The sequence below is a fragment of the Acinetobacter sp. 22323 genome, assembly GCF_052044895.1.
Lineage (GTDB): Bacteria > Pseudomonadota > Gammaproteobacteria > Pseudomonadales > Moraxellaceae > Acinetobacter > Acinetobacter schindleri.
The window spans coordinates 15,075-27,818 of the sequence record NZ_JBQEOL010000027.1; the positions used below are offsets into that span (position 1 = coordinate 15,075).

The 12,744-nt window shown below is 41.2% G+C and carries 13 protein-coding genes; 5 read left to right on the top strand and 8 right to left on the bottom strand.

Going from position 1 to position 12,744, the window contains the following annotated elements:
* Positions 1-40 precede the first annotated feature (40 nt).
* From ACTJIX_RS14000 to metK, 3 genes are all read right to left on the bottom strand, one after another.
* Positions 41-1,252: a YeeE/YedE family protein gene (locus ACTJIX_RS14000; RefSeq protein ID WP_004894287.1), complete on the bottom strand. Its 1,212-nt coding sequence runs from the start codon at positions 1,250-1,252 to the stop codon at positions 41-43.
* 654 nt (positions 1,253-1,906) lie between these two features.
* Entirely contained in the window at positions 1,907-2,251 is a 345-nt protein-coding gene (locus ACTJIX_RS14005; RefSeq protein ID WP_004894290.1) for a hypothetical protein, read from the bottom strand.
* Positions 2,252-2,419: 168 nt separating this feature from the next.
* Positions 2,420-3,586, bottom strand: a complete 1,167-nt coding sequence (gene metK / locus ACTJIX_RS14010) for a methionine adenosyltransferase (protein ID WP_004812553.1) — start codon at positions 3,584-3,586, stop codon at positions 2,420-2,422.
* A gap of 858 nt (positions 3,587-4,444) precedes the next feature.
* On the opposite strand from metK, the gene tkt reads away from it, so the two are divergent.
* The 4 genes from tkt (at position 4,445) to ACTJIX_RS14030 (ending at position 8,128) form a co-directional block, all read left to right on the top strand.
* Entirely contained in the window at positions 4,445-6,433 is a 1,989-nt protein-coding gene (tkt, locus tag ACTJIX_RS14015) for a transketolase (protein WP_004894294.1), read from the top strand.
* A gap of 133 nt (positions 6,434-6,566) precedes the next feature.
* Complete coding sequence (locus ACTJIX_RS14020; RefSeq protein ID WP_004812556.1) at positions 6,567-6,782, top strand: hypothetical protein; 216 nt, start codon at positions 6,567-6,569, stop codon at positions 6,780-6,782.
* Positions 6,783-6,958: 176 nt separating this feature from the next.
* Positions 6,959-7,414: a GNAT family N-acetyltransferase gene (locus ACTJIX_RS14025; RefSeq protein ID WP_004894298.1), complete on the top strand. Its 456-nt coding sequence runs from the start codon at positions 6,959-6,961 to the stop codon at positions 7,412-7,414.
* Between the two features lie 126 nt (positions 7,415-7,540).
* Positions 7,541-8,128, top strand: a complete 588-nt coding sequence (locus ACTJIX_RS14030) for a YceI family protein (RefSeq protein WP_004894301.1) — start codon at positions 7,541-7,543, stop codon at positions 8,126-8,128.
* Between the two features lie 131 nt (positions 8,129-8,259).
* Here the strand turns inward: ACTJIX_RS14030 and ACTJIX_RS14035 are convergent, their stop codons facing one another.
* Positions 8,260-8,976, bottom strand: a complete 717-nt coding sequence (locus ACTJIX_RS14035; RefSeq protein WP_004894303.1) for a glutamine amidotransferase — start codon at positions 8,974-8,976, stop codon at positions 8,260-8,262.
* A 234-nt stretch (positions 8,977-9,210) separates the two neighbouring features.
* Between ACTJIX_RS14035 and yfcF the strand changes: the two genes are divergently transcribed.
* Positions 9,211-9,876: a glutathione transferase gene (gene yfcF, locus ACTJIX_RS14040; RefSeq protein WP_004894306.1), complete on the top strand. Its 666-nt coding sequence runs from the start codon at positions 9,211-9,213 to the stop codon at positions 9,874-9,876.
* A 111-nt stretch (positions 9,877-9,987) separates the two neighbouring features.
* Here the strand turns inward: yfcF and ACTJIX_RS14045 are convergent, their stop codons facing one another.
* The 4 genes from ACTJIX_RS14045 to ACTJIX_RS14060 form a co-directional block, all read right to left on the bottom strand.
* Positions 9,988-10,665, bottom strand: a complete 678-nt coding sequence (locus ACTJIX_RS14045) for a type 1 glutamine amidotransferase domain-containing protein (RefSeq protein ID WP_004894308.1) — start codon at positions 10,663-10,665, stop codon at positions 9,988-9,990.
* A 189-nt stretch (positions 10,666-10,854) separates the two neighbouring features.
* Positions 10,855-11,031, bottom strand: a complete 177-nt coding sequence (locus tag ACTJIX_RS14050; protein WP_004894311.1) for a hypothetical protein — start codon at positions 11,029-11,031, stop codon at positions 10,855-10,857.
* Between the two features lie 222 nt (positions 11,032-11,253).
* Positions 11,254-12,123, bottom strand: coding sequence for an SDR family oxidoreductase (locus ACTJIX_RS14055; protein ID WP_004812568.1), 870 nt, complete (start codon positions 12,121-12,123; stop codon positions 11,254-11,256).
* A 206-nt stretch (positions 12,124-12,329) separates the two neighbouring features.
* Positions 12,330-12,744 (bottom strand): transposase (locus tag ACTJIX_RS14060; RefSeq protein ID WP_440611443.1); only part of this gene is annotated, 415 nt, incomplete at its 5' end.

Genomic DNA, 12,744 nt, shown 5'->3' on the forward strand with positions numbered 1-12,744 from the left:
AAGAAGCCCATCATCAGATGGGCTTCTTTATGTTGGAGTATTAACAGCCGGTCAGTTTTTCTGGCTGAGGTTTTTCGCCCGGGAAGAAAATCGGACGGAGTTTTACCCCAATACCATTCCCTACAAAGGCAAATACCAGCCATAACCAGCCATGTACACTGCCTGAAGCAATACCACTGAAATATGCGCCAATGTTACAACCATAAGCCAAACGTGCGCCGTAGCCAAGCATCAAGCCACCAATGACTGCTGCCAGTAATGAACGTTTTGGAATATTGAAATTCGGTGCAAATTTACCTGCCAGACTTGCAGCAAGGAGGGCGCCAAGCATGATGCCAAAGTTCATCATCGACGTGATGTCAAACCACAGTGATTCTGATAATGCCTTAGCATTGCCTGGTTGTTGCCAATATGCCCAAGAAGCAACATCTACACCTACGAAACTTGCCGATTTCGCTGCCCAAACGGCAAAGGCAGAAGTTACCCCCCATGGACGTCCAGCCAGTGCCAAAGTCGCAAAGTTAAGCAGGGTTAAAATGATACCGCCCCAGATCAATGGCCATGGTCCACGAAGAAAGCGTTTCCAACCTTGATACTGGCTTTGTGGTTCAGCTTCCAGACCGCCATGGCGTTTCTTTTCGAGAAACACAGTCGCAGCGGCAATAACTGCAAATAATAGAAAGCTGAGTAACAGTGCAGGCACTACCCCGAAGCTTTTCACAATCGAAATTGGTGCCAGATGTGGCAGATTAAACCACCAGTCGAGATGAGACGTTGCAATCAGCGAACCTGCACAGAAGAAGAACAGAGTTACCAGCATACGCGCACTACCACCACCAACGGTATAGAGCGTACCTGATGCACAGCCGCCACCGAGCTGCATGCCAATACCGAAAATAAAGGCACCAATCATGACTGACATGGAAACGGGATTAACATTGCCTTTGACAGGATTACCGAACAACTCACCGGCACCAAGGGCGGGAAAGAAAAGCAATACTGCCAGAGCGAGCATAATCATTTGCGCGCGTAACCCACGACCGCGACGTTCCTTGATAAACACACGCCAGCTAGAAGTGAAACCAAAAGAGGCATGGTACAGGGTCATGCCCAAGGCACCACCGACCAGGAATAAAAGCGCCTGATTCAGCCCTACGATTTGATAGGCACCGACTGTACCTAAAGCAAGTAAAATAAATGATACCCAAACCGATATATTAGATCGGTTTGAGGATGCAGCAATCACTGACATAGGAGAGATAAAATATCAAAAAATAAAGTGTGTCATTTTACAGGCCTGTTTTTTCAAAGCGAGTCCAAAACCTAGAATTTACATTCCAATATCTGATTCTTCATATCAATTTAATTTATATTAAATCAGATTGATGTGAAAGAGCGAGATATTCCAGTAAAGGAACAACATGGCAGCGATACGAACAAAGGGAATATATTAACTGGCACTTAGCTTTGACGTCTTGGTAAAATAAGCTGGTAATCGCGTCTAAAATTGTCAGTGAAAACATACCTACAATTATTGCGGCAGCTGAGATCAGTTGCTTAAGCCTGAGCAAGATTTAAGACGTGGGAAATAATGTTCTTAGAGAAAAGACAAGGGGAGCTGATCTGCTAGCCTCTAAAGACTTAGCGAAAATATTGACATGAATACTAATCTTATCCTAAGCATAGCCCGGGGCTTCAATGCATAATAGTCCAGCTATATTGCAAATTCACGCCAGTTCTTGAGTAATCACACATAATATAAATCCAGATCAATTGGCTGAGTCCGGCTGCAGGATTCCCTTTTCCAGGTATTAAATCTGAAAAGATAGATGAGAGAATAAAAAAGCCTGCAAAATGCAGGCTTTTTAAGGGACTGGAGCCTTGAAAAAGGATCAAGTAACCAGAATTAATTTTCAGCTTCTTGGCGTACTTTTGCTGCGCCTTCTTCAACTGAACCTGCAACAGATGCTGTTGCATCTTTGGCTGCTTCTTTAGCACGTTGGGCTGCAGCTTCAGCACTTGCAGCAGCTCTATCTGTTGCTTCCGCCGTATTTGCTGCTGCATTATCCAGAGCTTGGTCGGTTTCAGCTGCAGCTTCGCGGCTCGCATCTTCCATATCATGACCTGCCTGTTCCGCAGCATTCTCCAGGTGCTCACCTGTACTTGCGCCAGTTTCAGGTTGTTTCTCCTTGCTACAGCCTACAAGTGCCACAGTTGTCGCCAAACCTAAAGCAATAAGAAGTTTATTCATTGTGTTATTCCTTTTGTTGTCATAGATCATTGATATAAAAATATTATCGGAATCACGTGCTTCAGAATGCTACAAAATGTGGCGTTCGTGTAAATGTTGTCAACCATTTTATAAACTATTGAAAACAAAAAAGCCTGCTCGAAGGCAGGCTTTTTTAAGTAAGAAAAATTACAGACCAGCAGAAGCACGTAATGCTTCAACCTTATCTGTTTTTTCCCAAGTAAATGCAGTATCCGAACCTTCACGACCGAAGTGACCATAAGCTGCTGTTTGCTTATACATTGGCTGGATCAAGTTTAGCATACGGGTAATACCATATGGACGCAGATCGAAGTGCTCACGAACCAATTGAACGATCAACTCGTCAGATACTTTACCGGTATTAAAGGTATTGATTGAAATAGAAGTTGGCTCAGCCACACCAATTGCATAAGACACCTGAATTTCACATTTATCAGCAAGGCCAGCCGCAACGATATTTTTCGCTACATAACGACCTGCATAAGCAGCAGAACGGTCAACTTTTGATGGATCTTTACCAGAGAATGCACCACCACCATGACGCGCCATACCACCGTAAGTATCTACAATGATTTTACGGCCAGTCAGACCACAGTCACCTACAGGACCACCGATTACGAACATACCGGTCGGGTTGATGTGGAATTTAGTCTCTGCATGGAACATTTCAGCTGGAATGATTTTCTTCACGATTTCTTCAATCACAGCTTCTTTCAGGTTCGCTTGTGAAATTTCAGGATCATGTTGAGTTGAAAGGACCACTGCATCTAAACGTACCGGCATGCCATTTTCATAAGCGAAAGTTACCTGGCTTTTCGCATCTGGGCGTAACCATGGCAATGAGCCATTACGACGTAATTCAGCCTGCTTTTCCATTAGGCGGTGCGCATAAGAAATTGGCGCAGGCATTAATACGTCAGTTTCACGGCTGGCATAACCAAACATCAGACCCTGGTCACCGGCACCTTGATCTTCTGGCTTTTGACGGTCTACACCCTGAGCGATTTCAGGGGACTGTTTACCGATCATGTTGATCACGGCACAGGTTGAACCATCAAAGCCAAGATCAGAATGGTGGTAACCAATGCCATTCACGGTTTGACGTACGATCGCTTCAAAGTCGACGTTTGCAGTTGTTGTGATTTCACCGGCAAGTACAACCGCACCCGTTTTTACAAGCGTTTCACAAGCAACCCGCGCATATGGGTCTTCTTTTAAGATTGCATCCAAAATAGCATCACTGATTTGGTCAGCCATTTTATCTGGATGGCCTTCGCTTACAGATTCCGAGGTAAATACAGCGTACTCGCGCATAAGTCCTATCACAGTTAAATTTAAAGACCCGATATGTTACATCGTGTTGCGTCGAAGGACTAGGTTTGAACGGTAAAATTGGCTGAAATTGTTTCAATTTAATTTGTTTTTATTTGAATATTAGTATTTGAAAAACTGATATACCGCTTATATCAGTGGCTTTTGCTTATGTTTTGCTCAATAAAAATATGGCAGCTTTTTTTGGTCATTTTTTGTAGCAGCAGAGCTAGGCTTCTTATACCTTAGATTAATTTTTCCAAAGAAGAAGCAATCTTATTGTTTGAAAATGCATTTTACTGTCGCAAACCACTCCATCAATCGTGATGATTTAAGCTAAGGTTAATGAGCTAAAAACTTTATTAATCTGATCGGCGCATAATATATAGAAGAATTGCATCAAGACTTTGATCTAAAATTTATAAAATTTCATTGCATGTATAAGCCTACAGACTAGGCCTTATTTACTGAAAACGAAGAAGAGGGCAAAAGGTAAAATACAGCAGCGAGCTTTAGTTTATTTTTAGTCCTGCCGATGAGGGAAATAATTTGAATCAATAAAAGCCATATATGTATATTTAAGTGGCTGACCTTTTCAAGAGAATAATAAAAATTTGATAGAAGGGAACTCGCTTGTAAAACATAAGAAAATTAGGGTTTTTATTGTGATGAAAATTGAGTATTAATCGGTGCCTGTACTTAAAAGTGTAGATTAAATGTACGTTGACCAATCTAAACAACAATAAAGTGATAAATATTGTAGGCTGGTCTTTACCCCTCGCTGTTTTTTTAAGACAATATGCAGCAGTTTTGAAAGTCTTTTCATCATTTTCTATTTCTGAATTATTTGGACACTGATTTATGACAACCCCGCTTAATGAACGTCGTGTTGCAAACGCAATTCGTGTATTGGCAATGGATGCTGTGCAAAAAGCAAACTCAGGACATCCAGGTGCTCCAATGGGGATGGCAGACATCGCTGATGTGGTTTGGCGCGAATTTTTAAGCCATAACCCGACTAACCCGAATTGGGCGAACCGCGACCGTTTTGTATTGTCGAACGGTCACGGCTCAATGCTGCAATATGCACTTCTTCATTTAACGGGCTATGATCTTTCAATCGAAGATTTGAAATCATTCCGTCAATTACATTCTAAAACTCCAGGTCATCCGGAATTGGGCTATGCACCTGGTATTGAAACCACTACTGGTCCATTAGGCCAGGGTATTGCCAATGCCGTAGGTTTTGCACTGGCTGAAAAAACGCTTGCTGCGCAATTCAACAAAGACGATATTCAAGTTGTTGATCACTTTACTTACTGCTTCCTGGGCGATGGCTGCTTGATGGAAGGTGTTTCTCATGAAGCATGTTCATTAGCGGGTACTTTGGGTCTAGGCAAGCTGATCGCTTACTATGATGACAACGGCATTTCGATTGATGGCGAAGTTGAAGGCTGGTTCTCTGACGATACAGAGCAACGTTTCAAATCTTATGGCTGGCAGGTCATCAAAGTTGATGGTCATGATGCGGATGCAATCCGTCAAGCGACTGTAGAAGCGAAAGCTGAAGCGAACAAACCAACCATCATCATGTGTAAAACAGTGATTGGTTTAGGTTCACCAAACAAACAGGGTAAAGAAGACTGTCATGGTGCGCCTTTAGGTAATGATGAAATCGTATTGACTCGTGAAGCGCTTGGCTGGTCAGACGAAGCATTTGTTATTCCTGCTGAAGTTTATGCAGCATGGGATGCCAAAGAAAAAGGTTCACAAGCTGAAGCAGCCTGGAATGAAACTTTTGCCGCTTATGCAGCAAAATACCCAACTGAAGCAGCTGAATTAAAACGCCGTATTTCTGGTGATCTTCCAGCTGACTTTGTTGCAAAAGCAGATGCTTACATTGCTGAAGTAAATGCAAAAGAAGAAACGATTGCGACACGTAAAGCAAGCCAAAATACGTTGCAAGCACTTGTACCTTCTTTGCCTGAAGTGCTTGGCGGTTCTGCTGACCTTGCAGGCTCTAACCTGACCCTTTGGAAAGGTGCGCAAGGCGTACAGGACAATCCTGCAGGTAACTACGTACACTATGGCGTACGTGAGTTTGGTATGACTGCAATTGCCAATGGTGTAGCACTACACGGTGGTTTCATTCCGTATGTAGCAACATTCCTGATGTTTATGGAATATGCACGTAATGCAGTGCGTATGTCTGCTCTAATGAAACAGCGCGTAATTCATGTTTATACGCATGACTCAATCGGTCTAGGTGAAGATGGTCCAACACACCAACCGGTTGAACAAATCGCATCTTTACGTGGTACACCGAACCTGAATACATGGCGCCCATGTGACACTGTTGAAGCCGCGATTTCCTGGAAATCAGCTTTAATGCGTTCAGAAGGCCCAACGGCATTAATCTTCTCTCGTCAAAACTTGCCATTCCAGACCCGTACTCAAGCACAAATCGAGAACGCTGCGAAAGGTGGTTATGTACTGGCTGAAGAAAAAGGCGAATTGAAAGCGATCATTATTGCAACGGGTTCAGAAGTATCTCTGGCAATGGAAGCGTATGCACAACTTGAAGGTGTACGTGTAGTCTCTATGCCATGCGCTGAAGAATTCATGAAGCAAGATGCTGCTTACCGTGAAGCAGTTCTCCCTGCAGCGATTCGTGCACGTGTAGCGGTAGAAGCTGCACATGTGGATTACTGGTGGAAATTTGTAGGTCTTGACGGTCGTGTGATTGGTATGACTACTTATGGTGAATCTGCACCTGCGAAAGATCTGTTCCAGTTCTTCGGTATTACCACTGAAGCAGTTGTAGCAGCTGTAAAAGAGATTACTGCTTAATCAACTGATTAAACAGTTTTTAAAGGACGCCCCAGTTTTGGGGCGTCTTTTGTTTTTTCACTTTTTAGTGTTGTTTTCATGTGGCAACTGCTAAAAAGTTCTCCCATAGTCGAAATGAAAGAGTGAGATAAACATGAGCTTGTATGAACAAATTAACGATGAAATTACTTTAATGGATGCAGGCGAACAGAAATGGATCGGGCAGGATCTGCCTCTTGAAGCAATGATGGCAGTTGAGCTGTTACTTCAGGATCTGGCGGCTGAAAAAATTATTAAAGTGCGTCGTAAGAACCATGAAAAACATTCTGGTTTAAAGCAGATTGACCGTATTCTGGTGGAAAAGCTTTAAAATTGAAGGCTTAAATAGCCTCACATGGGGCTATTTTTGTACCAAAATAATCATCTGTATGAGTCATAGATATATTTTAAAAAATTGGCGTGAGTAAAATAAAAACATATCTTATCTTAATCATCAAAATAGCCTAAGCTAATTGAATCTATTTGAAATAGAAGAATCGTATAAAAATGATGATACAAGACCAGATTCAAATTGAGCCTCTAGAAAATATTACACAGCAGGAGTGGCTGCCATTATGGTTGGATTACCAGAATTTTTATCAGACTCAGCTCAGTGAAGAGGTAAATCAGCATACCTGGCAAAGGCTTACTGATCTTGCATTCGGCAATATGTATGGATTCGCAGCGATTCTGAATCAGCAGGTTATCGGCATTGTGCATGTCATTCAACATGACAGCTGCTGGACTTTAACGCCGTATGCCTATTTGCAAGATCTTTATACGCATATTGATTTTCGAGGGCGGGGTGTGGCACGAGCCTTGATTGAGAAAGTATATGTAGATGCTAAACAGCATGGATGTGATCGAGTGTATTGGTTAACTCATGAGAGCAATCGACAAGCACAGCAGCTCTATGAGCAGGTTGCCAAGAAAACCGGTTTTATTCAATACAAGATGACCTAATATTGACAAAGTCATCATGCTTACAATTTTACCGTTCCATGCATGCAACAAATCGTTCTATCTTTAGCGGTGCAAATAATTCTAATTAAGCTAGATTAGAACCTATTCAAAACAGAGGGTTATGACATGAAATTCAAGACATTGGCTTTGGGCCTGACTTTGGCTTCAGTAGCAACATTTTCTATGGCGAAGCCGGTTGCGTATACCATTGATCCAGGCCATACCGCGACTGTATTTAGCTGGAGTCACTTTGGTTTTTCGACACCATCTGCGAACTTTAGTGATATTCAGGGCACGATTACGGTTGATAATGAAAAGCCTGCTAACTCATCAGTAAATGTAACTATTCCGGTATCAAGTATTAATACCAATGTTAAAGCACTGGATGAGCATATTCAAAAAGCAGAATTCTTTGATGTAGAGAAATATCCAAACATCACGTTTAAAAGTACCAAGGTTCAGGCTTTAGGTAAAAACAAATATAAAATCACCGGTGATTTGACTATAAAAGGTGTAACCAAGCCAGTTGTGCTGGATGCAGTATTAAATAAACAGGCTGTTCATCCAATGACAAAACTGCAAACAATTGGCTTCAATGCGACCACGTCATTTAACCGTTCAGCTTTCAATGTTGGCGCTTATGTGCCAAATGTCGGTGATAAAATTACTGTAAACATTACCACTGAAGCATCTGTACCCGCTGCGAAAAAATAAGAAAAGACAAATTTAAAAAGCACCCTGTAGGGTGCTTTTTTATGGATGAAAATTAAGCTTTGCTAGAAATTAGTAGATAGCTAATCTGAAAGAATATCCTTTTATCATCCACTTAATTTGAAGAATAAAAATTAGCTGGTTTGAATATGCTTTAGAAATTCTTGAAGGATGGATACCGATACAGCTTCTAAAGCAGCAGCATATTGCTGATTGTCGGCACGTAAGGCTGCAATGTCGATATTCGCGTGACGCAGCTCACAGGTATGGCCAATCAGCCATTTCTCCAGACGCTCAGCTTCCACTTCAGCATGAAATTGCAGTGCCAGAATATTGCTGCCAATCCGGAAAGCCTGATTTGGATAGACCGCAGAACTTGCCAGAAGCTCAGCCTCTGTGGGCAGGTCGAACGTATCACCATGCCAATGTAATACTTCAAGATTTTCCAGATTTTTTAGTGGATTATTCTCCACAGATGTAAGGCTAAGCTTGGACCAACCAATCTCTTTGCTATGACCTGCATACACTTTTGCTCCTAATGCATGCGCAATAAGCTGTGCACCTAAACAAATTCCTAAAGTCGGCAAATTTTGCTGTAAACGAACTTTCAGTAAGTCTATTTCCTGCTGTAAGAAAGGATAGTCTTCAGTTTCATAAACGCCGATTGGACCACCTAAAATCACCGTCAGACCTGTATGTTCAAATGCCTGGGTCAGGTCATCGACCCCTGCTTCAAAATAACGTACGCGTAGGCCGAGCTGATAGAAAGTATCTTCCCACGCGCCAAGGTCTTCAAAGGCAAGATGCTGGATGGCATAGACCGTGTCTGGAAATTCGTCAAAATTAAGCATGATGGTGACTGATCAAAAGAAATGATTTAATTTAACTTGAATCATATGACTTGGAAAGCTGAATGCAGCTCAATGAGCTCCTCCATTTAGCAGTGGCTTGGTTGCAATTGCTTAAACTCTGTAAAGATACTCCGCTATTGTTCACTTCAGTTTGGGTATAACTTGGAACTTGATGACCGTATGCAATCCCATAGTTTTATATACTGATAACAACTCCATTAGGGGAGCCATGCTATGCAAAGTCTAAGCCTTTATATTGATCGTAAAAGATTAAGTCCCTATGCCATGTCGGTTTTTGTGGCCCTTAGAGAAAAACATGTCGATTTTAAAGAGATTAAAATCGATCTGGATAAGGATGAAAATAAATCAGATACCTATCTAAGAATCTGTAAAACTGGAAAAATTCCCTGCTTATCTGTGGATGGCTGGTCAATTTTTGAATCCATGGCAATTACTGAATTTCTGGATGAGCTTTTTCCAGCACCTGACTATCCGGCTCTTTATCCGGCAGATATTCGGGCGCGTGCTAAATGTCGGGCGGTTCAGGCATTGCTTAAATCTGATTTTAGTCTGATATGTCAAAATATGCCTTCCACGGGTATCTTTCAGCCATTACCGGAACCTTATGTTCCAGACCGGCATACTCAGGTAGAAATTGATCGGTTAACCAGAGTAAGTGAGGCTTTGATTGGCGATCAATGGTTAAGTTCACAATGGAGTATTGCAGATTTTGATTTAGCCTTCATGCTACATCGATTATTGAGTTTTAAAGTTCCTATTTCTGAAAGACTTTATAGCTATGTCATGCGGAATTTTCAGCGCGAATCTGTGCATGTCTGGTTTAAATTAAGAGAACTTGAACGAGGTACATGGGATCCATCACCATTTGATGTACCGTGAGTTGAGAAAGGCTTTCAGGGTTGATGGATTTAAGTCATGATTTAATTGTTTAAATAACTCCTGAATTGAGCAGAAATCAGGAGTTATTTATTCATGGGCATCTTCAGGATATTATTTTAATAAATCTAACAGGGCATCCGCCGTTGCTGCAGATGATGCTGGATTTTGTCCGGTAATCAGTAAACCATCCTGCTGCACATGAACTTGCCAATCATCAGCTTTGGAATAATGCCCACCATTTTCCTTCAGCATATCTTCGACCAAGAATGGAACAATATTCGTCAGGCCGACTCCCTCTTCTTCGGTATTGCTAAAACCAGTTACTGATTTACCTGACACAATTGAGTGGCCTTCACTATCTTTTACCTTTTTCAGTACTCCTGGCGCATGGCAGACCAGTGCGACAGGCTTATTGGATTGCAAGGTTTCTTCAATTAAATGGATTGAAGTGTAATCATTGGCTAAATCCCATAACGGACCATGCCCACCTGGATAGAATACGGCATCAAACTCATCTGCATTTACTTCGCTTAATTTATGGGTATTGGCTAAAGCACGCATGGCGGTTTCATCTGCTTCAAAACGTCTGGTTGCTTCAGTTTGGGCATCTTCAGCACTGCTTTTAGGATCAAGCGGCGGGTGACCACCTTGTGGGGAGACTAAAGTGATTTCGGCTCCTGCATCAATGAATCGATAATATGGGGCAGCCAGTTCCTCTAGCCAGAAACCGGTTTTTTCGCCTGTGTCACCAAGTTGATCATGGGAGGTCAGAACAATCAAAATTTTCATATGTTTACCTAAGATTATGTCAGATTTAAAATTTAATAAGTAAAATTATTGGATAGATGGATAGGAGAAAAATTGCCATCGTTAAACTGGAAACTTAAATTTAAAACAGCTTGGATTTGATATTTTGTGGCAATCCTTAAAGCAAATGTTTTAAACACCTACCTATATGAAATGTTTTAGAAAACATCATTACGATTGATCAGAACTTTTCTTTTTCTTTCCCCCACCATCCTGTTTATTGACTGTAGACCAAGCAATACGTTCAGCCTCTTTTTCAGAACGTCCTTGTTCTTTCTCACTTTCTTCAATATGTTTAGCTTGCCGTTTCTGTTTTTCCGTATAGGCAGATTTATCACCTCTAGGCATAGTCTGATCCTCACATGCGGTCTAATATGGGAATGACTATAACAAGGACTTGATTTAGGCAAAGTAAGCTTCTGTCAGGATTTGTTTGAATTGTTTTATAGGTTATTAAATGACTGGAGCATTTATATCTAACTTATTTTTAGTTCTAAAGATGAAGTCAATTTTAAAATCTTAATTTTGAACAGGATAATGACCCTAGAGCCATTATCCTAAAGCTTTTGTTTAGCCATTAACAATGCTGCCACCATTTACGTGGATCACCTGACCCGAGATATAGCTGGCTTCTTCACTAGCCAGAAATAAATAGGCTGGAGCGACCTCACTGGGCTGTCCCATGCGGCCCATCGGTGTCTGTTTACCAAATTCTTTTAAGGTTTCTTCGTCAAAACTACTTGGAATAAGTGGGGTCCAGATCGGGCCGGGTGCAACCCCATTAACACGAATACCTGTCTTGTTTTTCAGCAAATTGGTCGAAAGACTACGGGTAAACGTGGTAATTGCACCCTTAGTGCTGGAGTAGTCGATCAGTTCATCATGTCCGTGATAGCTAGTAATACTAGTGGTATTAATAATACTGTCACCTGCCTGCATATGGGGGAGAACCGCCTGAGTTAAATGAAACATACTCAGAATATTGGTGTTAAAAGTTTTATATAGCTGTTCAGGAGAGATATCGGTAATACTTTTCTGCGGATATTGTACTCCTGCATTATTTACCAGAATATTAATTGTCTTGAATTCCTGAATAGTCTGTTTTACCAGATCTTGAATTTCTTCTGGTTGCTGCAAGTCACATTTGATCAGTAGACAGCGCTGTCCTTCTGCTTCAACCATTTTCTTTGTATCTTTTGCATCCTGATCTTCGTCCAGATAGCAAATCGCGATATCCGCTCCTTCACGGGCAAACAGGACAGATACCGAACGGCCAATCCCACTATCTCCACCGGTAATGAGAGCAACTTTGCCTTTTAATTTCTCGCTACCTTTATAGTGAGGTTTAATGATCTCTGGCTCTGGGTTCATTGCAGTCTGAACACCAGGCTGATGGTCTTGTGTTTCGGTTGAATTTGGGGTTTCAGGATAATTATTCATATATTTTCAGGTCCATTGTTTAGTGTAATGACAGAAAAATATATTAGGGAGATTTTCCAGAAATAGGCTAAGACCTGACATTTCATAACAGAATCTATGCAGGAGATTGCATTTGTTGAATTAGGTTTACATTTGAAGGTTTATATAAAGATATTTAAGGTAAATTAAATATTTTAATGTTTAATTTACTAGACCTCTTTCATAAATCATTTTTTGCTCAGTTCCAAGTTGTAGATTCCAGCGATTAAATTGAATCTCAAACCAAGCCTTTTACCTCTATTTCGATAACGTTCAGCAAGGATTTTGAAGGTTTTCAGGCTGCCAAATACATGCTCAATTCCGATTCTTCTTTTATTGATTTCTTGATTATAGATTTTCAATTCAGGATCCAATTTACAGTGTCTTTTGGCTTTTAATGGCAACAGGCTATTCGGATACAACACATAAATCCCCTGATAGCCTTTATCTGCAAGGATAAAAGCCCCAAAAGGAATCTGGTTTAAATTACGTTTGAACAACTCGAAATCATGCACTGCACCGCGACTGGTACATAAACTCAGAATTTGCTGAGTTTTGTAGTGAATCATGGCCTGTACTTTAAAGGTATGGGTCTTTTTCTTG